The organism is Tahibacter soli, assembly GCF_025717065.2.
Taxonomy (GTDB): domain Bacteria; phylum Pseudomonadota; class Gammaproteobacteria; order Xanthomonadales; family Rhodanobacteraceae; genus Tahibacter; species Tahibacter soli.
In genome coordinates this window covers 523,518-549,127 of the sequence record NZ_JAOVZO020000001.1, presented here as the reverse complement: position 1 = coordinate 549,127, position 25,610 = coordinate 523,518, and the positions used below count along the sequence as shown (strand labels likewise).

At 70.6% G+C, this 25,610-nt stretch carries 10 protein-coding genes; 1 reads left to right on the top strand and 9 read right to left on the bottom strand.

Annotated features, from left to right (window positions below; genetic code table 11):
- Window positions 1-3: 3 nt before the first annotated feature.
- Both OD750_RS02220 and OD750_RS02215 read right to left on the bottom strand, forming a co-directional pair.
- Complete coding sequence (locus OD750_RS02220; RefSeq protein ID WP_263543623.1) at window positions 4-6,975, bottom strand: RHS repeat-associated core domain-containing protein; 6,972 nt, start codon at window positions 6,973-6,975, stop codon at window positions 4-6.
- Between the two features lie 38 nt (window positions 6,976-7,013).
- Window positions 7,014-16,991, bottom strand: coding sequence for a carboxypeptidase regulatory-like domain-containing protein (locus tag OD750_RS02215; RefSeq protein WP_263543624.1), 9,978 nt, complete (start codon window positions 16,989-16,991; stop codon window positions 7,014-7,016).
- A gap of 325 nt (window positions 16,992-17,316) precedes the next feature.
- Here OD750_RS02215 and OD750_RS02210 point away from each other — a divergent pair, with 325 nt between their 5' ends.
- The gene (locus tag OD750_RS02210) at window positions 17,317-18,948 is read left to right on the top strand and encodes a multicopper oxidase family protein (RefSeq protein WP_263543625.1); all 1,632 of its coding nucleotides are present in this window, start codon (window positions 17,317-17,319) and stop codon (window positions 18,946-18,948) included.
- A gap of 10 nt (window positions 18,949-18,958) precedes the next feature.
- On the opposite strand, the gene OD750_RS02205 is transcribed toward OD750_RS02210, so the two are convergent.
- The 7 genes from OD750_RS02205 to OD750_RS02175 all read right to left on the bottom strand — a co-directional run bounded on the left by OD750_RS02205 (window position 18,959) and on the right by OD750_RS02175 (window position 25,594).
- Window positions 18,959-19,750: a cobalamin-binding protein gene (locus tag OD750_RS02205; RefSeq protein ID WP_263543626.1), complete on the bottom strand. Its 792-nt coding sequence runs from the start codon at window positions 19,748-19,750 to the stop codon at window positions 18,959-18,961.
- Entirely contained in the window at window positions 19,747-20,337 is a 591-nt protein-coding gene (gene pdxH / locus OD750_RS02200; protein WP_263543627.1) for a pyridoxamine 5'-phosphate oxidase, read from the bottom strand. Before pdxH ends, OD750_RS02205 begins: the two co-directional genes overlap by 4 nt.
- Window positions 20,338-20,347: 10 nt before the next feature.
- Window positions 20,348-21,901 (bottom strand): hybrid sensor histidine kinase/response regulator, encoded by a 1,554-nt coding sequence (locus tag OD750_RS02195; RefSeq protein ID WP_263543628.1) that lies wholly within the window; start codon window positions 21,899-21,901, stop codon window positions 20,348-20,350.
- Window positions 21,898-22,398, bottom strand: coding sequence for a Rab family GTPase (locus OD750_RS02190; protein WP_263543629.1), 501 nt, complete (start codon window positions 22,396-22,398; stop codon window positions 21,898-21,900). Before OD750_RS02190 ends, OD750_RS02195 begins: the two co-directional genes overlap by 4 nt.
- Window positions 22,395-24,125, bottom strand: coding sequence for an OmpA family protein (locus OD750_RS02185; RefSeq protein ID WP_263543630.1), 1,731 nt, complete (start codon window positions 24,123-24,125; stop codon window positions 22,395-22,397). Before OD750_RS02185 ends, OD750_RS02190 begins: the two co-directional genes overlap by 4 nt.
- A gap of 17 nt (window positions 24,126-24,142) precedes the next feature.
- Window positions 24,143-24,697, bottom strand: a complete 555-nt coding sequence (locus tag OD750_RS02180; protein ID WP_263543631.1) for a hypothetical protein — start codon at window positions 24,695-24,697, stop codon at window positions 24,143-24,145.
- A 198-nt stretch (window positions 24,698-24,895) separates the two neighbouring features.
- Window positions 24,896-25,594, bottom strand: a complete 699-nt coding sequence (locus OD750_RS02175) for a response regulator transcription factor (protein ID WP_263543632.1) — start codon at window positions 25,592-25,594, stop codon at window positions 24,896-24,898.
- Window positions 25,595-25,610: the final 16 nt, after the last annotated feature.

Sequence of the window (25,610 nt, the reverse complement as noted above, 5' to 3'; positions counted from 1 at the left end):
GCGTCACCTTCTGCGCCGTCTCGGCTTGTCCGTCGAAGTCCAGGTATTGTCTCCCCATTGGTAGACGCACGTCACGCCGCAGTCGCGGTGCAGATCGTTCATGCGTCCCTTGCAGCGCGAGCACGGCGCGTAGTCGCCGACGATCGTCAGTACGTCGCCCGCCTGGCACATCGGCCGGAAGAAATTGCACGCCTTCGCTTCGGTGTGCGAGTCGGCCTGATGATTCCACGACCGCCCGGCCGCCCCGCCGCTGGTGAACGAACGTCCGCACAGAACGACCCCGCCGCGCGACAGGTTCGCGTTCGCGTTGTGGGGCGGGCGGCGCGGCCCCAGGCCGAACGGATCGGTTGCCGCGAGCGGCGCGGCGTCGACGTAGAGATACGGATTGATGCCGCCGGCAATGCCGGCCGGATCGGCTTGCAGATAGCGGCCGAGTGCCGGATCGTAATCGCGGAAGTAGTTGTAGTGCGTCGCGGTTTCCGCGTCGAACTGCTGCCCCGGGAAGCGCAGGTCGTACGTGAACGACGCGGCGATCGCCGGCGCGGCGGCGGTTTCGTTCGCGACCGCGTTGCCGAACGGATCGGAGTCCCAGCGCCAGATCGCGACGTGCGATGCGTTGACGACGGCGCGCGGCGCTTCGAGGTGATCGGGTTCGACCCAGAATACCGTGGCCCCGCCGACGTTCAGTCCGCCGTGGCTCGCCGCGAACGCCGCCGGCCTGATCACCGCGACCGGCGTGTTCTCGAGCCACACGTGCTCGGCGATCGGCGCGCCGTCGGCGCCGTACTCGCCGCGCAGGCGTCCCTGCTCGTCGTACACGTACTGCGTGAAGCTGCCCCTGCCGGCGTCGGGCGGCCCGCCCGCACCGGCGCCGCGCGGACAATCGCTGTCGCCGCGCGCCTTGCAGACGCGCTCGCCCCAGGCGTTGTATGCATAGCGCGCCAGGACGACGCCCGTGTTCTGCGCACGCGTCACCGACAGGCGGTTGTGCGCGTTGTTGCTGAAGCGGCGCACGCCGTCGCTGGCCGTGTTGCCCGCGGCGTCGTACGTGCGCGCGACGCCGTCGATCGCGGCGATGCGATTGCTCGCGGCGTCGATCGCATACGCGGCGTTCGTCGTTTGCGAACCCTGTACGCGCGACGTCGCCGTGCGGTTGCCGGTCGCATCGAGCGTCCACGACAAGGCGACACCGGCGTCCGCGCCCTGCGCCGCGGCGTTCGCCGCACCGCTCAGGCGGTCGCGGCCGTCGTACGAGAACGTCCACGACGCATCGTCCGGCGCGTTCCCGGCGAGCGAGACGACGCGACCCGCGGGATCGTAGCCGAGCGTACGCTGCGAACCGGCAGCGGTGTAGGCGCCGACCCGGCCGTTCGCATCGTAGGTTCGTACGTAGCGGAACGCGCCGGCGTCGCCGCCTTCGCTCCACGACGCCGGATCGCCGAACGGAAAGTATTCGACGTCCTTGACGACGACCACGCCGTTCACGGTGATCGTCAGAACGCGGCCGTTCGCGTCGTACGCGTAGCCGATCACCGCGCCGCTCGGCAGCGTCGCCGATTCGACGCGGCCGCCAGCGTCGTAGCGATATTGCGTCGTCTTCGTCAGCGCCGCCGAAGCGTTGCCCTGAGACTGCGTGCGCTCGACGACGCGGCCTTCGCGATCGTAGACGTAGCGCGTCGCGCCGCTGCCGTCGACGAATCCGGTCAGCCGGCCCTGGGCGCCGTCGCCGCCGGCCGCGTCGTACGTGAAGTCGATCGTTTCCTCGACGCTCGCGAGCGCCGCCGGATTCGACGGCGCCGCCGCGTCGGCGGCGCCGAAGCGGTACTGCAGCGGACGATTGCCCGCGTCGTACGCGTAGACGATGCGCTGGTTGCGCGCGTCGGTGCGCGTCGCGACGTTGCCTGCCGCGTCGTACGTGTACCGCACGGTGCCCGCGTCGGGACTCGTCGACGTGGCGAGCTGGTTGAAGCCGGTGTAGGCGTAGCTCGTGACGAGGTTGCGCGGATCGGTGAACGACGTGACGTTGTCGGCGGCGTCGTAGCCGTAGACGACCGCGCCGCGCGCCGGATCGGCCGCGTCCAGCGCCTCGGCGCCGACGAGCCGGTCGCGCGCGTCGTAGGTGCGCCGCGTCACGTGCGAGAGCGCGCTGGTGGTCGACTTTTCGTTGCCGTTGCCGTCGTACGTGAAACGCGCGACCTCGCCCGGTGCGGCGCCGAGCACCGCTTCGACGCGACCGAGCGCGTCGATCACGCGCCCCATCGACATCGCAAGATTGCCCTGCGCGTCGCGCGACACCTCCTGCGTGCGGTTTCCGGCGCCGTCGAGCGTGTAGTGAACCGTGTTGCCGGTGCTGTCGACGACGTCGGTCAGGCGCATCGCGTCGTCGTACGCGTAGTCAAGGAAACTGCCGTCCGGCAACGTCACGCGACGAACGACGCCGGTCGGCCAGTAGTCGAAACGCGTCGTTTCGCCGGCGTCGGCGTCGGAGACCTTCACGATCTCGTGCGTCACGCGTCCGCGCAGGTCGTAGCGGTACTGCGTGACGAGCCCGTTCGCGTCGCGCTCTTCGGTGAGGCGACCGTGCGCGTCGTAGCCCGTGTAGCGCGTAACCTGGCCGGTCGCGCTCGTGCTCGTCAGGAGATTGCCGGTCGCCGCGTCGTAGCGCAGTTGCGCCACGTCGGCGACGTCCGTGCGCGGACCGTCGATCGTTTCGATCTGGCCGCGCGCGTTCGGCGTGAACGTCCACGTGCGCGTCTCGGCGCCCGCGGTCACCGCCTGCGTGCGCAGGTTGCCGGCGGCGTCGTACGTCCACGTCGTGACGCGGTTGCCGGTCGCGGTCGGTACGGTCTGGCGCGTCGGCTTGCGCCACGTCGCGTGCCACTGCGTCGCGATCGTGCGCGCCTGCGGCGTGCCCGACGCCTCGGTGCGCGATTCCTCGAGGCCGCGCGCGTTGCGCGTGAACGTCGTCGCGTTGTCGTTGAAGTCGGTCGCGCGGTCGACGAGGCCGCGGCCGTCGTAGTGCAGCTTCGCGACGCCGCCGGCCGAGCAGCCCGAGCACGCCTGCGTCACTTCGGTCAGGTACGGCCGCTCGTTGAAACGCTGGTACTTGTACGTGCGCACGGTGCCGAGCGGATCGGTCACCACGGTCGCATTGTCCAGATAGCTGAAGGTGTACTTGTCCGCACCGCCCGCGTGCATCGACAGCACCGCGCGGCCGCGGTAGTCGTACGCCCACGTCGCGTAGCGCACGCCGCGCTCGTCGGTCAGGCCGGTCAGGTGGCTCTGCAGGCTCAGGTCTTCGTAGTGGTACTGCCGCGTCGAATCGTCGGGATACGTCACTTTCACGGCGTTGCCGTTCGGCGCGTATTCGTAGCGCGTCACGCGGTTCGCCGGATCGGTCATCGAGGCGAGTTCGCCGGTCGCCGGGTCGTACGCGAAGCGCAGCGCGCGGCCGAAATCGTCGCTGACCGATTCGAGCCGGCCGTTCGCGTCGTAGGCGAGCGTGTGCTTGAGGCCCGCGGGATTGCGTATCCACGCGAGACGGCCGCTCGCGTCGTAGTGCTCGAGCTCGTCGGTCAGGCGCGTGACTTCCCAGCCGGTCGTCGCGTCGTTCGCGTCGGCGAAGCGCACGAGTTTCTCCGGCAGGTTGCCCTCGCCGATCCAGTCCGCGTTGCGCCGCGTGAACTGGAAGTACGTGCCGTCGCCGTGTACGACCAGCGCGGCGGGCGCGTTGCCGAGCGGCTCGCCGTCTTCGTCGAGCGGCGCCGGCGCGACGCGGATGGCACTTTGGTAATTGTGCGACCACTTGTTGCCGGTCGAACTGCCGTTCGGCACGTAGCTCGAATAGGTGCGCACGAACGACAGCGGGTAGGCGCCGTCGCCGGCGTAGTCCTGCTCCCACTGCCACTTGATGCCGTTGCCGACCGACACCGGATTGCCTTCCGCGGGGCCGCCGGCGCCGGCGAACGCGCCGCCCATGAAGTTGCCCCAGAAGTCGTTGGAGAAGCCTTCCGAGGTGAAGTTGTCGCCGATGTCGTCGAAGAAGTTCGAGTCGAAGCACGGACTGCCGAGCGAGCACAGCGCCTCGTTGAGGTCGGCGATGCCGAGGATGCCGAGCTGCTCGGGCGTCAATTCCTCGATCATCGCCTCGACGCTGCGCACCCAGCGTATGACCATCGCCGTCGCCTGCGCGACGGCGATCGCCACCTGCACGATCGCGATGATCGGACCGACCACCGGAATCGCGCTGATGATCAGGCGTTCGAGCAGCATCGCCGCCATCGCGCCCGGGCTCGTGAGGCCGAGGAAGAAGCGCACGAGCTTGTTGAACATCAGCTTGCACAGCACGTTGAGCAGCACGGCTTTCGCCACGCAGCCGACGTTGATCGCGCCGTTCAGACCGCCCGACACGCGCCAGATGCCGCCGCCGCTGACCGGGTCCTGGATCAGATAGCCCGTGCCGCTCCAGCCGCCGATCGTCGTCTCCGCGGCCGGCGCGAGCACCGACAGGCCCGCGTTGACCGCGGCGCGGATGTCGGCCTTGTCGTCGGCCGCGAGCGCGAGCTGCGGCAGGTACTGATCGACGTTCGACGCGTCGATGCGGTAGATCGGAATCTTCGCCTCGTTCGCGCGCAAGAGCAGCGTGCTCGCGGTGAGGCCGCTGCCGACGGCGCCGCCGGTGAGCAGATCCCACGTCGCGCCTTCGGCGAACGAGCCCATCGCGCCCATCTGCGTCGCGGCGCGGCGCGTGGCCTCGGCGTCGGCGCCGACGAGCGCGTAGCGCACGGTCTTGACGTCGCTGGTGAAGCCGCGCGTGCTCGCGTTGCGCGGCACGCCGAAGAAGAAGCCCACGCGCATCGACGTCGCGAACGCGCCGACGCTCGGCATGCGCACGCCGGTCGCGCCGCGCGCCTGCGCGACCCAGCCGTCGAACAGGTCGTGCATCAGCCAGAACTGCAGGCCGCCCATCGCCAGCGCGTCGCCGATCGGCAGGTTCTGGCGCGAACCGTAGCCGGCCGTCATCGCCTCGGCGAGTTCGGGCGTCACGCCGTTGGTGTCGGTGACGAACGCGATCGACGTGCCAGCCGGGAACTTGTACGGCTCGGACTGCTGCGTGAACGCGCCGAGCGGATCGCGCAGCTGCACCTGCCAGTACTGGTCGGTGCCGTAGGTGACCGCGCCGCCCTGCTGCACGACCTGGCCGCCGAGCTTGAGCGCCGCGGCCACGCGCAGGCTGCTCGCCGACAGCGTTTCGGTATTGCCCGCGGCGTACTGCCTGAGCGTCGCGACATCCGCGGCGCTCGCGCCGCGGTACTCGACCTGGAACGCGGAGAGGCCCATGCGCGCGAGCGGCATCTGCACGACGAACTGCGGCGATTCGAGGCCGATGTCGCCGGGGCTCGCGTACAGCTGCACGCTGATCGCATGCTGCGCGCTCGCCGGCAGCGCGGCGGCGCGGCGCGGCTGCGGCGTGTAGACGTTGTACGGCAGCGTGCCTTCGAGCACCGGCAGGTCGAGCGCGACGATCTTGCGCGCGCCGAACGTCGCGGCCGGGTCGGCTGCGGGATTCGCATTGACGTAGTCGAGCGCCTGCCGGCCGAGGCGGTCGTACACCGCGCCGATCTTGTTGACGTCGATGCCGGTGATCCAGCCCGGTCCCTGCTGCGAACCGGCGAGAATTTCCGTCTGCGCGGCCTGCGCGTCGAAGCCGACGTGCTGCAGGTATGCGACCGGCGGCGTCGTCGCGTACGCCTTGATCGCCGCGTCCATCGGCACCCAGCTGTCGGGCGTCGCGTTGCGCGCGCCGCGCGACGGCACGAAGTCGACCCACGCCTCGACCCAGACGTGCTCGAAACGCAGCGCGCGGATCGAGCCGCCCGCGGTGAGCAGCGTCGTCGGCACGCCGGCCGCGCTGAAAAGGTCGGCCGCGACGTTCGCGTTCGCGACCGGCAGCCATTCCTGGATGCGTTCGATCGGCAGCTCGACCGCGCCGGAGACGTAGCGCGCCGGAATGTTCGACGCGCGCAGCAGCGCGATCAGCAGCGAGTGGATATCCCACGCGTTGCCGCGTTTTGCAAAAAGGGTTTTCTGCGCATTCTGCGTCGAGCCGTAGCCCGGCGAGTAGTCGATGTTGTTGTACACCCAGTTGCGGATCGCGACCGGGTTGCGGCCCAGTTCTTCGGCCTTCGCGCGAATCTGCGCGGTCAGCACGATCTCGTCGGTTTCGGCGAGGTCGGCCGCGCCGGGCGGATCGAGCTTCGCCGCGGCGGCGTTCTTGGCCGGCACGCGCTCGTCGCCGGCGCCGGGCTTCGGCAGTTTCTTCTTGTCGGCCGAGAAGCCGCGTGCGCTCGCCGGATCGAAACGCGTCGCGGTCGACGCGGCAGGGCGCGTGTCGAGCAGGCGCGCCAGGTCGACGACCGCGCGGAACCGCGCCGCGTCGTCGCGCGCGATTTCGGCCGCGCGCAGGCGTTCGAGGATCGCCGCGAATTCGCCGTGGCGCGCGGCGAGCTCGCCGAGCACCGCGCGGCGGCCGTCGGGCGGACCGGCGTCTTTCGTCTGCGCGAGCCGGGTCAGCGCGTCGCGGTCGGCGAGTTCGGCGCCGGACGCGAGCAGGTCGACGGCGAGCTGCGACACGTCGACGCCGGTGCGCAGGCGCGGCAGGTCGCCCTTGCCCGTTTCGATCACGCGCAGCGACTGCGCGAGCCGTTCGAGCGCGCCGTAGGCCTCGTCGAGTTCGACCTCGCGCGGCGCCGCGGCCGGCGCCTCGACCTGCGCGGCGATGCCGTGCGCGACGACGTTCGCGACGATGGCCGGCGACGGCGCGGCGAAACCGGCCGCCGCGGTCCACAGCATCGCGGCGAGGGCGACGAGCGGCGCGTAGCCGCGCCCGAGGATGCGCTGTGCGCGGTTGCCGCTACGCTTCGTGCCGCTGTGCTTCATGCCGTCGCCCCGCGCGCCTGGCGCTTCGTTGTTCACTTTGCAAGAGTTTCCGTTCGTCCGCAGGCCGTCGCTTCTCATCGCGGCGCCCCCCAGATCAGCCAGTCGATGCGCGTACGCAGCGACGATGCGTTCGCGTGCGCCGAGCGTCCGGCCGCCTCGGCGGCGTCGAGCAGCGCGGCGCGTTTTTCGGCCGGGGCCTGCGCATCGCGTGCGCGCACGAGCGCGGCGAGCGACGCGTCGAGCGGCGCGTCGCGATTGCCGAGCGCGGTCACCGCGGCGATCACGTCGGCGATCGATTCGCCGGCCGCGTGGCCGACGTCGAGCGTCTGCGTCGCGAGCGGATCGACGGCGATCGGCGCGGTGGCGGCGACCGTCGCGGTCAGCGCCGTGTGCGTGCCGCTGCCGAGCAGGACCAGCGCCTGCGTCTCGAACGCGTTCGTCTGCGTCAGGTCGACGAGCCATTGCGGCGGCACCGGCAGCGCGATCGTCGCGTCGCCGGCGGCGGCGAGCCGCAGGCTGCCGCGGAAACCGTCGCGCAGGCTGCGCACGCGCAGGTCGACGGGCAGCGCCGCGCCGGTGCGCAGGAGCGGCTGCGCCGGCGCCGATTCGCCGATCGCCGCGTCGAACAGGTGCGACAGGAAGCCGGTCGCGTTCGCGTCGTACGTCGCGAGCGCGGCGGTCCAGTCGAAGCTCGCGTATGCCGCGCGGCCCTGGCCGAAGCCGTGCGCGACGATCGCGGGCATGCGCTCCTGCACCGTCGCCAGTGCGCAGGCACGCGGATCGAACGTCACGGCCGCGCCGCTGATGCGGATGCGGTCGCCGACGACGGCGCAGCGATATTCGCCGCGCGCACCCGACAGCTCGACGCCCGCATACGGCGAGTAGACGAGACCGGCGATCTTCGCGCTCGCCGCGGCCACCTTGAAGCCGTCGCCGCCCTGGCGCAGCGTGCCGAACTGCAGGCCTTCGAAATACGGACTGAAGTTCGCGCTCGCGCCCGAGAGCTGGATCGTGCCGGTCGCGACGATCGTCGCGTTGCCCGACAGCGACGCGCCGGACATCTCGACGTCGCACGGAATCCAGTACACGCCTGCCGGCAGCGGGAAGTTCGCGCCGCTGCGGCGCCACGCGCCCTTCTTCGCGCACTCGCTCGTGCCGTCGACGTATTTCGCGCCGGCCGCCGCGGCGACGCGACCGCCCGGGCGATAGTCGTTGAGGTCGAGCAGCAGCGGCAGATCGTGCGGCGCGACGCGGCGCGGCGGCACGTCGAACGTGTTGCTCGCGCCGGCGTTCTGCAGCGTCTGCACGTAGCGCACCGGCCCGTGCATGACGTTCTGCGCACCGTTGAGGCGGAACGACGCGTTCGAATGCACCGCGCCCCACGCGATGTTCTGGCTGCCGCTCCACTCGATGCCGTCGCCGCTCGTGGCGTTCGCCCACAGCGCGATCGCGCCGGGATACGTGCCCGCGTCGACGATGCGCGCATCGGTGAATGCGCCGCTCGTCGCCGCGACGGTGGCGAGCGTCTGCGCGCCGAGCGTCAGGCGATGCGACGCGTCGCCCGCAACGACGGGGCTCGCGAGCCACGTTTCGGTCTTGCCCGGCAGGTCGAGATCGCGGCTCCACGTACCGTCGACGCTCGCGAGCTTCGCGCTGCGCAGCGTCGTGCCGCCGTTGCGGACGCGCCAGATCGTGTAGCGGTCGGTGCCGTCGGCGTTGCGCAGGCGGCCGAGCGCTTCCAGGCGCAGGCCGGTGCCGTTGATGCCGCCGTCGCTGCCCGAATACGCCAGCTCCACGCGGCCGTTCAGCGCGACCGCCTCGGCCAGCGTGCGCAGTTCCGGCGTGGCCGGCATGCGCGCGTCGACTTCGGCGTAAGGCGTCGCCGCGGTCAGGCGCGTGGTCTGCACGGCGAGCGGCGGCGCGAGCGCCATGCTCGCCGGCGGCAGCGGCGCGCCGGGCACGACGCGCAGCGTTTCGGCCTTGGCCGGTTCCGCCCGCGTGCGCGGCGCGATGCCGAGCGTCTGCGCGAGCGCGTCGGACACGACGCCCGCCCCGCTCGCGACGATCAGCCCTTCGCCGCGATGCACCGCTTCGCGCAGCAGGCGCTGCGTCGTCGCGTCGAGCGCGGCGTCAGCGCCGAGCAGCAGGTACAGCTGGTACACGCCCGAGCGCAGGCCCGTGTCGAAGTCGCCTGGGTTCGTGACGAACTCGAGCTCGTAGCCCACGGCGCTGGCCGCCGTGAGCACGAACGCGCGCTGCGCCTGCGGCGCGGCCGCGTCGATCAGCGCCAGCGCGCGCTGGCGCGGCTGCGCGACGAGGTCGATCTGCGCGGCGAGCTGCACGCTCGGTACGACGACGCGCACGGTCTGGTGCGCGAGCGTCACGCTGCCGCCGGCGACGTCGGCGCCGAACACGACCACGTAGTCGCCGGCCGGAATGCCGGTCGTCGGCCAAGTCGCGGTCATCGGCGCGGACGCGTTGCGCGCGATCGCGACCGGCGGCGCCTGCCAGCTCGCGATCACGGCCTGGTTGTCCGGATCGATCACCGTCAGTTTCAGCACGACGCCGGCGAGATCGGCGTTGCCGCGGTTTTCCGCATTGGCGGCAATCGCGACATCGTTGCCTTGTTCCACCTGCGCCGGCGTCGCGACGACGGTGCCGCGCAGGCCGTGGCCGTTGCCGGCCGACGACGAGACGATGTAGGTCGTCTCGCGCGTGTCGAACACGTGGCCCGCGGCGTCGGTCAGCACCTGCTCGACGCGGTACGAACCGGCCGGCGCGTTGGCGAGGCGCTGGCTTGCGACGAATTCGCGCGTCGCGCCGGGCAGCAGGATCTCGATCGGATGGCCGTAACCGAAAACCTGCGTGCCGGACGCGTCGAACACGCGCACCGTCAGGCTCAGCGCTTCGAGAATCACGTTCTGCGACAGGCTGGTGACGCGCGAGCTGATCGCGACGACGTCGTCGGGCAGATACTCGAACTTGTCGGTCGCGAGCGTCGACGTCGCGGTGCCCTGCGCGTCGTCCGGCAGCACGACGAAGCTCGTCTGCGCGGTCGCCATCTGCGCGTCGTCCTGCACGAGCGTCGCCTTGACGACGTACTCGCCGGGCAGGATGCGGCCGATGCCGAAGTTGCCGGCGAGCGGCAGCGGCGCGAGCGGCGGCACCGTGACCATCTGCTCGACGACGCCGCCGACGCGCACGCCGGCCGCGTCGTACACGTCGACGACGAGGCGGCCGGCGACCGGCTCGTCGTCGCGCGTGGCGAGCGTCGTCGTGACGAGCGCGGTTTCATCGGCGCGGTACTCGGCCGCGTCGGTCGAGACCGCGATGTCCGTGAGGTTGCCGACGCGCACGTACGGCACGTCGACCGGCGCGCGGATGTCGTCGGCCGAGAAGCTGTTCTGGAACGTCACGAACGCATCGGCCAGCGTCTTGCGTCGCTCGCCGAGCACGAGGCCTTCCTGCTCGGCGTCGAAGCAGACGCTGTCGCCCTGCGCGGTGACGTCGCGCAGGTTCCACACGTACTCGGTGCTGCCGTCGGGCTTGGGCACGACCGCCGCCGGCGCGCGCGTCATGCCGGACAGGCGCTGGCCCGGCCGCGTGACGAGATGCGCGTTGACGCCGATCGCACCGCAGGTGACCGGCACCTGCCAGATCTGGTTCGAGTAGTCCTGCCAGAACAGCAGGCGGTCGCCGAAGCGGTCGTATGCGAGATAGTCGATGTCGGTCAGCGTCGGGTGGATGCGCAGCGTGTCGAACAGCAGGCCCACCTGGCCCGTGCGCGCGACGATCTGCGCGAGCGAGTGCTCTTCGGTGTTGTTCTGGCCGATGCGCGCCCAGTTGTACGGCGCGATGTACATGTTGTCGGCGCAGTCGGCAGCGATGTTCGGATAGCCGTCGCCCTCGAAGTACGGGTCGGTGTTGTCGACGTTGTACGAGTACAGCTGGAACGCGCTGCCGTCGGGCTTGATCATCGCCACGAGGTGCTGCTCGTTCTGCACGTAGACGTTGTCCTGGCCGTCGATCGTGATGCCGCGCGGATCGGGCATGCCCGACACCGTCTGCGGCGCGACCGTGCCGTCGCGCGTCACCTTGATCAGCTTGCCCGGCGAGCCGACGAGGATTTCGTCGCGGCTGTTGACGACGACGCCGTTCGCGCGCGCGACGCCGAGGTCGGCGACGACGCTCTTGACGCCGTTGGGGTCGACGCGCACGAGATCGACGCGGCGCGTGGTCGCGTTGTCGTTCGGCAGGTACAGGTTTTCGTCGTCGTCGATCGCGAGGCCGAACGCGGTCGACAGGCCGTCGACGACGGTCGTGGTCTGGCCGGTCAGGCTCGTGCGGTAGAGCTTCGTCTCGTCGGTGAAGTAGAGGTTGCCCGCGCGGTCGGCGGCCATGCCGTTGGGCCGCACGATGTTGGCGAGCAGGCGCGCCTGGCTCACCTCGACGCGCGACAGCGACGTGAAGTCGGCGCCGGTCAGGCGCAGGCACATCGGCAGTTCGCGGTCGCCCGGCGGCAGCTCCTCGCGCGCGGCGGTGAGTTCGCCGACCGCGTGCGGGCCGACGTGCACGAAGTTCACGGCTTCGTCCGTGCCGATGTCGGCGCGGCGCACGCTGACCTTGAAGTCGCCGCCGTAGGGCGGCATCCAGCTGCCGAAGTCGAAGTGCGTGAAGTCGTCGCTCGGGTCGAGCGCGTTCATCGGCAGGCTCGCCGTGTGCACGACCGAACCCGGCGCCGGCGGCTGCGCCGCCTGCACGATCGTGATCTCGTGCGCGACGGTTTCATAGCGCCCGGCGGCCGAGTTGTAGCCGTAGTTGAGCGTGAGGATCTTGCCCTGCGGCGCGGCGACGATGCCGGCGAACGGATGGTCGTTGAGCAGCGACGACGTGCGCAGGTCGGCGAGCAGCGTGCCGTCGAAGCGGCTCAGGAAGCCGTTGCCGCGGCCGATCAGCACGCGGTCTTCGGCGTCGAGGGCGAGCGCGCCCGGCGCGCTCATGCCGACGACGATCGTGGCCAGTTCGCCGTTCGCGTATTCGAGCACGCTGCCGTTGCGGTTGTCGGCGACGAGCACGCGGCCGTCGGCGCGCAGCGCCATGGCCTTGGGCTGCACGAGGCCCGCGGCGAACGGCTTCCACACGTTCGCGTCGAGGCGGCGCAGCACCGCGGCCGACTGGTCGACGACGACGCTGCGCGTGGCGTCGACGTAGAGGCCCTGGGCGGCCGTCGAGTCGCCCACGGTCGTGGCGACGCCGTCGGTGCCGATGCGCGTGATCGCGCTCGCGTTGCTGATCCACAGGCGGCCCTGCGCGTCGAACGCGAGATAGCGCGGCGCCGACACGCGCGTCACCGTCGTCGTGACCGCGCCGTCGGCCGACAGGCGCGCGACCGTGCCGGACGAATTGTTCGCGACGTGCAGGCGGCCCTGCGCGTCGAACGCGAGGCCCACCGGACGCACGATGCCGGCGTGGTCGGCGACGACGACGCGCGATGCGTTGTACTCGATGACGCGGCTGTAGCCGCGGTCGGCCACCGCGAAGCTGCCGTCGGGCCGGCCGGCGACGCCCTGCAGGTCGCTGCTGTTGCCCGTCGGCGTCACGTACACCGCGGCGCCCGTGCCGGTCCAGCGCTGCACGTTCGACGCGGTGGTCATGAGGTATTCGCTGCCGGCGCGCGTGAGGAAGCGGCCGTTGAACAGGCCGAGCTTGACCGGATAGCCGCCGCGCGCGAGCTGGTAGAAGCGCCCGCCGTTGTCGATGAAGCGATAGTCGGTGCCGTTCCAGAGGATGTCCCACGGCGCGACGAAGCCGTCGATGCGCGAGACGAGCGCGTAGGTCGCGGCGTCGTAGGTCGCGAGTTCGAGGTCGCCGGAGAACGACGCGACGACGCGGCCGTCGGGCAGGCGCGTCGCGCCGCTCGGCACGACGTCCTTGATGCGCACGGTCGTACCGGCCGCCGGATCGATCTCGTACAGGCGGTTGCCGGTCCACGCGAGCAGCTTGCCGTCGGCGCCGGGCGAGATGTCCGACAGCGACTCGGTGCCGACCGCGTACGCGATCTGCGTGGTCGTGCCGTCGGCCTCGACGCGCAGGATCTTGCGCGTGTTCGTCTTGACGTACAGCGTACCGGCCGGCGTCGACACGAGCGTGTCGGGCAGGTCGGTCAGCGTCGCGATGACGGTCTGCGTGCCGTCGGCGTTGAGGCGCTGCAGGCGCCGGTTGCTGTAGTCGTTGATGATGACGAAGCCGCCGGCGTCGACGGCGATGCCGCGGTACGAGGCCGGCAGCGTGCGGATCTTCACCGCGACGCCGTCGAGGCCGATGCGGTAGAGGTCCGCGCCGCGCAGCGCGACCACGCCCGGCTGCGCCGGGTCGATCGCGAGGCTCGTCGCCGGGAAGTCGCGCACGAAGATGCGCGCCGCGCCGTTTTCGAGCACCGAGACGTGCGTGGTGTTGCGCACGAACACGCGGCCCGCGCCGTCGACGCGCAGGTCGGTCGGCGTGACCAGCACGCTGTCGACCGGCCCGAGCGAGGTGCCTGCCGCGTCGAATCGCGCGATGCGGTTCGCACCGCCTTCGGTGACGTAGACCTCGCCGTCGGCGTTGACCGCGACGCCGCGCGGATTGCGCAGGCCCGTGGCGAACGCCGTGCGCGTGCCGCCCTCGACCTTCGCGACGGTGCCGTCGGAATAGTTCGCGACGAGCGCGACGCCGGGCGCCGCGAAATCGAAGCCCTGCGGACTGGCAAGACCGGTCGCGAGCACCTGTGCCGTGCCGTCGGGACGCTTGCGGCGCAGCGTGTTGTCTTCGCCGACGATGTACAGGTCGCCGGCCGCGTCGTAGCGCATGCCGGTCGGCCGGTTCGCGATGCCCTTGGCGAACGTGCGGCGCGTGCCGGCGGCGTCGATCGCCACGACGCTGTCGTCGGCGTTGTTGGCGACGTAGAGCGTGCCGTCGTCGCCGAACTTGAGGTCGTACGGCTGGTTGAGGCCGGTCGCGTAGGTCGTGACCGTGGCGCCGTCGACGCTCACGCGCGCGATCGTGCCGTTGCCCGAGTTGCTGACGTAGTACGCGCCGTCGGGTCCGCGCGTGAGGCCCTGCGGACGGTTCAGGCCCGACGCGAACGGCGCGACCGCGCCTTGCGCCGTGACGCGCGCGAGCGTGTCGTCGCCGTAGTTGGCGACGATGAGATCGCCGTTGTCGGCCGCGACGACGGCCGCGGGCTGCGCCAGACCGTTGCGCCACAGCACGGTTTCGTCGCCCGCGGGCGCGCGCCGCACGAGGCGCTGCTCGGTGATCGAGCGGCCGTTTTCGACGCCGCTGAACTGACCCGAGAAGTACGCGCTGCCGTCCGGCGCGACGGCGACCGTCGCGATCGCGGTGAGGCGCACGAGGTCGAAGAACGTCACGACGCCGGCCGGCGTCACGTTGTAGACGCGCTTGCCGGTGCTCGCGATCCACGCGACGCGGTCGGCCGTGAGCGCGAGCGCCGCGGGCGTCAGCGGCAGCGTCGCCAGTTCGCTGACGACGCCCTGCGGATCGATCTTGAGCAGCTTGCGTTCGGTTGCGCGCACGAGATAGAGGTTGGCGTCCGCATCGCGCGCGAAGCCGACCGGATTGTTCAGCGCGGCGATCACCGCGATGCGGCGTTCGCTCGCGCGCGGCTGCGTCGCGCTCTGCGTGTCGGGGTTCTCGACGGTGATCGTCAGGTCGAGCGTGCCGGCCGGCAGCGCGAGGTTGCCGATGTTCATGACGTCGGCCGCGAGGGCGACCGGCGTCGACGTGCCGGCCTGCGCGAGCGGCGGATCGACCAGCGCGGCGCCGCGCAGCACCGGCTCGGAGCGCACGGTGAAGCCGGTCGCGCCTTCGGCGACCACGCGGCCGCTCGTGTCCATGCCGCGCGCGCGCACCGTGTAGTTGCCGGCCGCGAGGCGATGCGCGATCCATTCCATTTCGACTTCGGTCGTGCTGTTCGGCGCGAACGACAACGGCAGGTTCGGCGGGAACTGGCCGGCGCCGCGCAGGTTCGCCTTGAACACGTGTACGACGCTGCCGGTCGGATCGACGACATCGGCGTCGACGATCATTTCGGCCGCGTTCGCGGTCGTGTTCTTCACTTCGACTTCGAGTTCGATCTCGTCGCTCGGCCCGTACACGGGCCGGCTCGTCTTGACCTCTTCGAACACGAGGCCGGACGCGGCGAGCGCGGTGAGGTCGATGTCGAACTGCGTCGCGCCGGGCTGCGTCAGCGACAGCTCGATGCGGCTCGAGAGATAGCCCTGCGCGCTCGCGATGACGTTGAAGCGCAAGCCCGTGATGCCCGAGAGCGTGTAGCGGCCGTCGGGGCCGCTGACCGCGCTCGCGCTCTGGCCTTCGACGACGACGCTCGCGCCGACGATCGGCGAGAGCGTCGCGACGTCGCGCACGACGCCCGACAGCGTGCTCGTGGACGGCAGCTTGCGCAGACGGATGTCGCCGAGTTCGTTGACGCCGTTGGACAGCGTGCCGCTCGCGGTAACGCCCTGGTAGCCGTTGGCCGACAGGGTCAGCGTGAAGGCGCCCGGCGCCTGGCCGGCGAATTCGAACTTGCCGGTCGCCGGCGTCGTGACGGTCGCGCTGCCGAGTTTCGCGCTCGCGCCGACGATCGGCTGCGACGTGTCCTGATCGATCAGGCGGCCGCGCAGCGTCGCCGTCGCCGGCGGCGTCACGTTCGTCGGGTACATCGTCGGCGAGAAGTTGTAGCGGTAGCCCGCCTGGAAATCGACCGTCGCGGACACGTCGCGGTAGTTCGCCTTGGTCGCCTTGAGCAGCGTCGGACCCGGCGACAGGCCGTTCAACTGGAACGCGCCCGCGGTGTCGGTCAGCGCCGACAGCGTGCCGGCTGCGACGAGCACGTCGCGCAGCGGATTGCCGGCCTGGTCGCGCACCGTGCCGAATACGCCGGCGGTCAATGGCGCGGCGACGAGCGGGATGTCGCCGAGCTGCAGCGTGTCGCCCGCGGCGACCGCGACCGCGATGTCGCGCGGCTGGTAGCCGAGCTTTGAGGCGCGCAGCGTGTAGCTGCCCGGATTGACGCCGGACAGCGTGAAGCGGCCTTCGGCGTCGCTCGACGTCGCAAAGCTCGAATCTTCCACGAGTTGCAAAGTGACTTCGGCGAGCGCCGCGCCGCCGGCCTGGTCGACGACGCGGCCGATCAGGCTGCCGCGCGTCGGCGTCGGCGGACCCTGTCCGACGTAGGCGAGCGCACGCAGCGCGAGCGCGGTCTGCCACGGATCGTCGGCCCAGCTGCCGTTGGCGAGCTGCGCGCCGCGCAGCGCGGCGGCGAGCGGATTGAGCACCTGCGCGTCGTTCGTCGCACGCGCCAGGGCGTACAGCGCGACGGCGTTGTCGGCGACGTTGCCGAACGTCGCGTCGGCGCCGCGGCGGGCGAGCAGGAAATCGCGCGACCACGCCGAAAGGTCGGCGACCGACAGCCGCTGCGACCAGGCCTGCGCCGCGGCGAGCACCTGCGCGGTGAAGTACACGCTCGACGCGTCGTCGACGCCCCAGCCGCCGTCGGCGCGGCGCAGGCCGCGCAGTCGTGCGACAGCCGCGTTGCCGATCGCACCGTCGAACGCCGCCGCCGCGGCATAAGCCTGCAGCGCGTGCGCCGTATCGAGCGCGAAGCTCGCGCGACCCGCGGCGCCGCCGAAACCGCCGTCGGCGTTGCGGAACGCGGCGAGATCGCCGCTTGCCGGCGCGCCGCCGGACGCGGCCTGCACCATCACGCGGCGCGCGACGAATTCGGCGACGCGCGGGTCGCTCGCGACCACGCGCGCGACGAGCGCCGGCGGCGCGGTGTCGAGCAGCGCAAGGGTCAGCGCGGCCTCGCCGCGAACCTGGTCGGCCTGCGCGAGCGACGCGGCGTCGCCCGTGATCGACCCGTCGGCCTGCACCTGTCCGCGCAGCCACGCCAGGCCGTGCGCCACCTCGGGCGGCGGCGACTGGGCGGGCGCGGCGAACGCCGCCCACAGCGATACGAACAGGACGACGCGTAGCAATGCGCGAACCATGACGATTCCTCGTGACCCCCAAGGGGGCGCGAGCGCACGGAGCCGCGCGCACGGCATCTCGGCCGCGCGGCGGTTCGCAGGTTCGCCATCCCCCAACGATGCTCGATCGGCGCCCCCGGAACCGATCTGCAGGAAAATACAGAATGAATCTTAGGGAAATGTTTCAGCGGTTGGCAACGGATGCGTACGGAAGTTCTTTCGTTCACTTATGTGAAAACGCGATGAAATGAGATCGCCGTCACATGACACCGGTTGGCGCACGGTCGAAGCCCCGGCACACCGCACTACAATCGGCCGCCCTGCCCTCATCGTTTCGGAGTTCGTCGTGGCGCAACCCGTCGATCGTGCGCGTCGCCGCCATCTTGCCGGCCTGATCGCCGCGGCATTCGCGCCGTTCGCCCCGCGCGCCGGCGCGCAGGCGTCGGCACAGCCGTTCGGCTCGCGCCCGCTCGCGGCCGACCCGCCGGTCGGCCAGAAATTCACCCGCCCGCTGCCGCGCCTGACCGACGCCGGCATCATGGCGCAGACGCGGCTGGCCGGCCCGCTGACCCTGACCGCGCGCGTAGAAAAGTATCCCTTGATCGAAGGCTACAACAGCGACATCTGGAACTATTCCGGCAGCGTCGACGGCCGCGCCGTGGCCAATCCGCTGCTGATCGCCCGGCGCGGCCAGGACATCGACGTCACGCTCGTCAATCGCCTGGGCGCCGACACGACGATCCACTGGCACGGCCTCGTCGTCGACGAGGCGAATGACGGCAGCGGCCTGCATCCGGTCGCGCACGACGCACGGCGGCGCTACCGGCTGCGCGTGCACAACCGCGCGGGCCTGTACTGGTATCACGCGCATCCGCACTTTCGCACGGGCGAGCAGATTCACCAGGGCCTGTACGGCCCGCTGCTGGTCGAGGACGACGAAGAACTCGCGCTGCGCAAGCGGCTCGGTCTGCCCTGGGGCGAACGCGATCTGCCGCTCGTCATCGCCGACAAGCAGGTCGGCCGGCTCAACACGATCAAGTACAAGATGGGCGCCGACGACTGGATCGGCAATCGCATGATCGTGAACTGGGCCGCCGAGCCGTATCTCGACGCCGTGCCGGGCCTGTACCGCTTCCGCCTGCTCAACGTATCGAATGCGCGCATGTTCCGGCTCGCGTTTCTGCACCAGGGAAAGCCGCTGCCGATGCGCCTGATCGGTACCGACGGCGGACTGCTCGAGCGGCCGTGGCGCCTCGCCGACGCCTACTTCGCGCCGGCGTCGCGGCTCGACGTGCTGGTCGATTTCGCGGGCCTGCCCGACGGCGAGCGCGTGATGCTCGCCAGCCTCGCCTACGAGCCGATGGAGAACGACGCTGGCGCGGCGCCCGAAGATCCGATGCTCGAACACCCGGGCGCGACGCCCATGGGACAGGCGCTGGAACTGATGCAGATCCGCATCGCCGGCAAGACCGTAAAGAGTCCGGCGCTGCCGGCACGACTGTCGACGCTCGCCGCGCCGAACGCCGACGGTGCGACGCTGCGCAAGTTTCGCCTGTACGTCGGCGAGCACGGCCGCTGGCTGATCAACGACTGGAACATGCACCTGACCGGCCACGCGCCGGCATTCGAAGTGCGCCGCGGCGCGCGCGAGATCTGGGAGATCGCCAACGACATGCGCAGCATGCCGCACCCGATCCACGTGCACGGCGTGCAGTTCCGCGTGATTTCGCGCGAAGGCAGTCCGCCGCAGATCGTCGAACGCGCGGTCGCCGACGGCGGCATCGGCGCGCAGGATCTGGGCCTCTCCGATACCGTCGTCGTCTGGCCCGGCGAGCGCGTGCGCATCCTCATCGACTTCGCGCAGCCCTTCACCGGCAAACAGGTGTACATGTTGCACTGTCACAACCTGGAACACGAAGACCAGGGCATGATGGCGTCGTTCGCCGTCGTGGACGGCGACGAGAAGAAAAGTGCCTAGCGCCTGACGTCTAGCGCCCCGCCCAGGCCGCGATGCGCGCATGCAGCGCGTCGAGCCCGTCGAACAGCGCGGCGGGTCCCGGCTGCAGGATGATCGGCGACTTGATCTCGTGCAGTTCGCCGTCGCGCACGGCCGGTATCGCGTCCCAGCCGGGGCGTCTTGCGACCGCTTCGGGCCGGAAGCGCTTGCCGCACCACGAGCCGAGGATCACGTCGGGCGCGCGGCGTATCACCTCTCCTGCGTCGGCGAGGATGCGATCGCGCGCGAGCGATTTTTCGGCGAGTTCGGGAAACGCGTCGTCGCCGCCGGCGATGCGGATCAGTTCGGTCACCCAGCGGATGCCGGTGATCGGCGGCTCGTCCCATTCCTCGAAATACACTTTGGGACGACGCGGCAGCGCCGCGGCGGCGGCGCGCACGCTCGCGATATGCGCCTCGGCGCGCTGCGCGAGCGCTTCGCCCGCGGCGGCGTTGCCGACCATGCCGGCCAGCCGGCGGATGTAGCCGAGGATGCCCTCGACCGAGCGGTGGTTGCTGATCCACACCTCGACGCCGGCCTTGATGAGATCGCGCGCGATGTCGGCCTGGATGTCGGAGAACCCGATCACGAGGTCGGGTTCGAGCTTCAGGATCTCGCCGATCTTCGCGCTCGTGAACGCCGACACCTTCGGCTTTTCCTTGCGCGCGCGCGGCGGCCGCACGGTGAAGCCCGAGATGCCGACGATGCGATGCTCCTCGCCGATCGCGTACAGCGTTTCGGTCGGCTCTTCGGTGAGGCAGACGATGCGCTGCGGGTAGCTCACGGGTAGAGCATTCGCTTCGTCCACGTCCCGCCCGCGCGCTCGTAGCGCTGCCGCTCGTGCAGGCGGAACTTCGCGCCGTACCAGAATTCGACGAGGTCGGGCACGACGAGGTAGCCGCCCCAGTGCGGCGGACGCGGCACGTCCTTGCCGTCGAACTGCGCCTCGTACCGTGCGATGCGCGCTTCGAAGTCGGCGCGGTCGGGCAAGGTCTGCGACTGCAGCGACGCCCACGCGCCGATCTGGCTGCCGCGCGGCCGCGTCGCGAAGTACGCGTCGGAATCGGCCGCCGACGTGCGCTCGACGGCGCCCTCGATGCGCACCTGGATGCCTTCGCGCACGTGTTTCCAGTGCAGGCTCAGCGCGACGCCGGCGTGCTGCGCCAGCTCGTCGCCTTTGGCGCTTTCGTAATTCGTATAAAAACGGAAACCGTGCTCGTCGACGGCCTTGAGCAGCACGATGCGCGCATGCACGCGCCCGGCGGCGTCGACGGTCGAGAGGTTCATCGCGGTCGGTTCGGGGTCGGTCGAGGCTTGCGCCTCGGCCAGCAGCAGACGGAATTCGGCGAGCGCTTCTTCAGGCAGGGACATGGTGGTCGATTCAGGCGATGGTCGCGCGCATCGTGCGCAGGAACTGCTCGATGTTGAGCGGTTTGGTCAGATAGTGATCGGCGCCGGCCGCGATGGCCGCCCGGCGCGCATCGTCGGTCGCGGTCGCCGACAAGGTGACGATGCGGCCCTTGTAGCCTTGCGAACGCAGCCGGTACACCGCCGCGTTGCCGGACAGGCCCGGCAGCTCGACGTCGATCAGCAGCACGTCCGGCGGTTCGGCGCGCACGTGTTCGATCGCGGCGTTCGCGTCGTCGAACGCGCGCACGCGGCAGCCGAGGTCGGCGAGCAGCACTTCGAGGAGGCCGGCGATGTCGGGATCGTCGTCGACGACGACAGCGCTCGGCGCCGCGCGGCGCACGTTTTCGTAGTCGCCCGCCGGCGCCGCGGGCAGGTTCGCGCCGGGCCGTTCGAGCGCCGGCACGCGCACGCGGAAGCACGAGCCGGCGCCGGGCGTCGATTCGAGATCAAGCGTGCCGTGCATCTGCTCGACGAGGCGCTTGACGATCGACAGACCGAGCCCGGCGCCGCGGCTGCCGCTCTGCGCGCCGCGGTTGAACGCCTTGAACACGCGCTCGCGATATTCGGGCGAGATGCCGATGCCGGTGTCGCGCACCTCGAGTTCGAGATGCTGCTCGCGCCACGCGATGCGCGCGCGCACCTCGCCGTGGTGGGTGTAGCGCACCGCGTTCGACAGCAGGTTGATCAGCACCTGACGCAGTTTCACTTCGTCGAACAGCGCCTCCGCCGGCGGCGCGACGATCGGCTCGAGATGGAATTCGATCCCTTTGTCCTGGGCCAGCGGCCGGAACATCGCGTCGAGATCGGCGCCGAGGCGCGGCGCATCGAGGCGCTCGGCGTTGATCAGCGACGCGGCGCGCTCGTTCGGCGCGCCGGCTTCGCTGCGGCCGTATTCGAGCAGGTTTTCGGCGAGTGCGAACAGGTACGTCGCATTGCGCCGGATCGCGTGCAGCGCGTCGATCTCGGCCGCGTCGCCGCCGGCACGGCGCTCGAGCAGATGCAGATAGCCGAAGATCGACGTCAGCGGCGTGCGGAAGTCGTGGCTCAGCGTCGCGATCAGCGCGTTCTTGAGCGCGTGCGCTTCTTCCAGCCCCGCGCGCTGGCGTTCGAGTTCGCTCCTGATCTCCTTGAGCCGCGCGAGCGCGCGCGATTTTTCGAGGCTCGCAAGCTCGGCCTCGTTGCCGAGCTGCTGCTGCGCGCGCGTGCGCTCGTGCTCTTCGCCGGCGTCGAGCAGCAGCACGTGAAACAGTTCGCCGTCGGGCACGAGGTGTACGTGCGCATTCCCGCCGCCGGCGAGTTCGACGAACGGAAAATCCTGCATCTGCCCGGTCGGCAGGCCGAGGAAAAGATCCTGCAGACGCTCGACGACGACGTCGGGCGCCGCCGCGTCGAAGCCGAAGCGCGCGGCGTCGCCGACCATTGCGCGCAGCTGCCACGGCCCGTCGAAGGTCAGCAGCAGCGGGCGCGCCCGCTCGATCAGCACGCGTTCGAGATAGCGCTCGACCGAGGCGGGAAAACCGTTCATGCCGCGAGTTTCCGTGCGAGTTCGGCGAACGCGGCTTCGACGCCGTCGCCGCTCTGCGCGCTCGTTTCGACGACCGGCAGCGTGCGGCGCAATTCGGCGATCGTGGCGGGCGCCACCTGCCAGCGCTCGACCAGGTCGAGCTTGTTGACCACGAGCACGACGGCAGGATCGTCGAGCACGTCGCGCGCCTGCATCAGGAGATTCAGCGTCGCGCGCAGGCTGGCCTCGCGCGTGCCGTCGGCGACGAGCATCAGGCCCGTCGCGCCGCGCAGGTAGTTGAGATTGAGCGCATCGAGCGCGCTCTTGCCGGCGATGTCCCACACGACGAGCTTGACGGTGCGCGCGTCGGGCAGCGCCACGTGCTTGCTGTCGACCTTGACGCCGACCGTGGTGAGGTACTTGTCCGAAAACGTGTTGCGCACGAAGCGCGACACGAGGCTGGTCTTGCCGACGCCGAAGTCGCCGAGCATGCACACCTTGCGAGCGAGTTCGGTCATTTTCCGTCGGCGCTCCTTGCGCGCTCCAGCCGCAGCGACGCGGCCCGAAGCGCGATTGTAGGGGCTTCGGCGGCATCCGCGACGGAATCGCCGCGCGAGAGCCGGTCGGCCGGCACGCCGCGGCGCGCGAGCTCCGCGCACAGCCATTCGGCGCGGCGTTCGCGCAGGGCGCGATTGAGCACGTCGCCGCCCGGGGCGTCGTTGTAGCCGTGGCACGTGAAGCGCACGTCGTACCCGAGCATTGCCGCGAGTTCGAGCGCGCGCAGCGCCTGCGCCCGCATCGCTTCGAGCGGTGCCGGATCGGCCGCTTCGGTTTCGCGCACGAATTCGACCTTCAGCTCGCGCAGCGCCTCGCCGACGGCGTCGAGTTCGGCCTCCTGCGCGGCCGACGGATCTTCGGCGGCATGCAGCGCGTCGAGGTCGAGCACGGCGACGCCCGGTATCCATGCCGCGCGTTCGCGCGCCGCGGCGACCCACGCGGCGGGCGCGACGCCGCGCAGCGCGAGGCGCCCGTCGGCGAACGCGACGCGCACGCCCTCGGGCGGCGCGAGCAGCTGCCGCGCGCGGCGCGCGACCAGCGCGGGATCGGTCGACACGTAGCCGCGCCACTCGAACGCGAGCGACGTATCGGGCGGCAGCAGCTGCGCGAGCGCCGCACGCGGCGATTCGGCGAGCGGATCGATCAGACCGCGCACGACGACGGCGCCGCGCCGCGAACCGTCGATGCCGTCGACGTGTACGCCGGGCCACGCGCGCAACGCTTTTTCCGCGTCGTGCAGATGCCTCGCCCAGAGCCAGTCGTTGACGAGCCACCACGCGAGCGCGCCGCCGATCGCGAGCGCGACGAGCACGAGCGGCCAGGGCCGCGTCTTCTTCGGCGGCGCGTGCGGATCGAGCGCCGCGGCGTGGCGCAGGCGATCCAGATCGAGCGCTTCGCGCAGCCCCGGCAGCGTCACGGCGCCGTCCGCCGGCGCCTCGGGCAACAAGGCGTGGATCTGTTCGAGCCGTTCCTGCAGCACGAGCCGCAGCTGCGCCGGCGGCACGCCGCGCAGAAACACGGCGAGATTCGCGCGCGGGCCTTCGACCACCCACAAGAGGTGTTCGCCGACCGTCGCCGACGCGAGCGAGCCCGGCGCGTCGCCGCCGACCGAATCGCGTACGAAGTCGCCGATCGCGGTGAGCATGCCGGAGATCGCGTCGGCGTCGAGGTCGGCGACTTCCGGCGCCGACTCGCGCGCGATCACGAGGCCGCTGTCGCGCTCGATCAGAAAGAGATGATCCAGTCGAAAACTCAGCGTGTTCTTCAATACGACCTGCGCGTACGGCACGCCGGTGCGCCACGCTTCGAAACGCCACTTGAGCCCGCGCGGCGTGAGGCTCGATTCGAGCGCGCGGTTGAAACCGTCGGAAAAGTCGCGCAGCGCCTCGACGATCGCCTTGCGAATCGCGGGACCGATGATCGGAAACAGCGCGTCGACGATCGTCTGGCGCTGCTCGCGCACGGCCGTGCCGAGCGCGCTGGCGACCGGCGCGCTCAGCGCGTCGACCAGTTTGTCGCGGCCGTCGCCGCGCTGGGCTTCGCGCAAGAGCCGCGGCAGTTCTCGCGGCAGTCCCGCGCGGTCGTGCTCGACGTCGCGCGCGAGTTCGGCGAGCCGTTCGCGCTGCCGGTCGAGTTCGGCGCGTTCGTCGCCGAGCAGGAGTTCCTTTAAGCGCTGGTAGTCGCCCACGAGGCTCGGGGCGACGCTCAGTTGCCGCCGGGCAGGTCGAAATCGCCTTTGAGCCGCAGCGCAACCTCGGTCAGGAGCGCGGCGAGATCTTCGCGGCCGACCTTCTCGGCGCGCACCGAATCCTGCGAGCGGTTCAGCGCCGCGCTCGCGCGCGAGGCTTCTTCCTGCAGCGCGGCTTCGAGTTCGGCGATCGCGCGGCGCAGGCGCTCGTCGGTCGTCGACAACTCGTGGCTCACGGCTTCGATCGCGTTGGTGAGCTCGCCGCGCTGCGTGCGCGCGCTCTGCAGCAGACGCGATTCGAGGTCTTCGACCGCCTTGTTGCGGTCGGCCACTTCCTGGCGCAGGCCCTTGGCGAGCTTGTCGAGCGCTTCGTCCAGGCGCTTGTCGAGCGCGGCGACGCGCTTGTCGAGGTCCAGCCGCAACGCCTTGAAGTCGGCTTCGAGGCGCTCGTTGAGTTCGAGGAAGCGGCGCTCGTAGTCGCGCATCTGGCCGCCGAACAGGATGTCGCGAATCTGGTCGACGTTGCGGTCGGCGCCGGCGTCCGGCGGCGCGGAGTTCTTTTTGTCGCTCATAGTCTTTTCCACATGGCTACGCTTCTTCGCGCCCGCCTTGCCGCGCGCGACGGCCGGCTTGCCGCGCTTGTCCCTGGTGTTCGATTTGCGCCCGACCGGCATGGCGGAACCTCGTCGAAGCCCTTGCAAGCGTTATACGCGAACGCCGCCGACGCGCAATGCGCGTCCGCGGCGAATCGTTCAGCGCGCGGGTACGTCTCAGGTCTGCTCGAGGCGATACCCGTGCTGATAGACGGCCGTCAGGCGCCAGCCGTGCTCGCCCGAGAGTTCGAGCTTCTTGCGCAGGCGGCTGACATGCGTGTCGACCGTGCGCGTCGACACCTGCGAGCTCATGTTCCAGACGTTTTCGAGCAGCGCGTCGCGGCTGACGATGCGGCCCTGGCGCCGGAACAGATACGTCGCAAGGTCGAACTCGCGCTGCGTCAGTTCGATTTCGCGGCTGTCGATCGAGATGCGGCGGCGCTGCAGGTCGACCATGTACGGCGGCAGCGAAATTTCGGTCGACCCTTCGGTGTCGACGCCGCGGCGGCGCAGTACCGCGGCGACGCGCGCGAGCAGTTCGGCCTGTTTCGGCGGCTTGATGACGTAGTCGTCGCCGCCGCTTTCCAGGCCGCGCACGATGTCTTCGTCGAGCGAACGCGCGGTCAGGAAGATCACCGGCAACTCGGAGTTGGCCGATGAGCGTATCCACGCGATCACGTCGAGCCCGGTCGAGTCGGGCAGCATCCAGTCGAGCAACAGAAGATCGACGGCCTCATTGCCAAGACGGCGGCGAAACTCGCTGGCGCTGCGAAATACGCGAGGCGAGTAGCCGGCCCGTTCGAGCCAAAGGGAAATCAGTTCGGCCTGGTCGGCATCGTCTTCCAGAAAACCGATGACCACTTCGTGTTTGCTCATGCGACTCCTTCCTGCA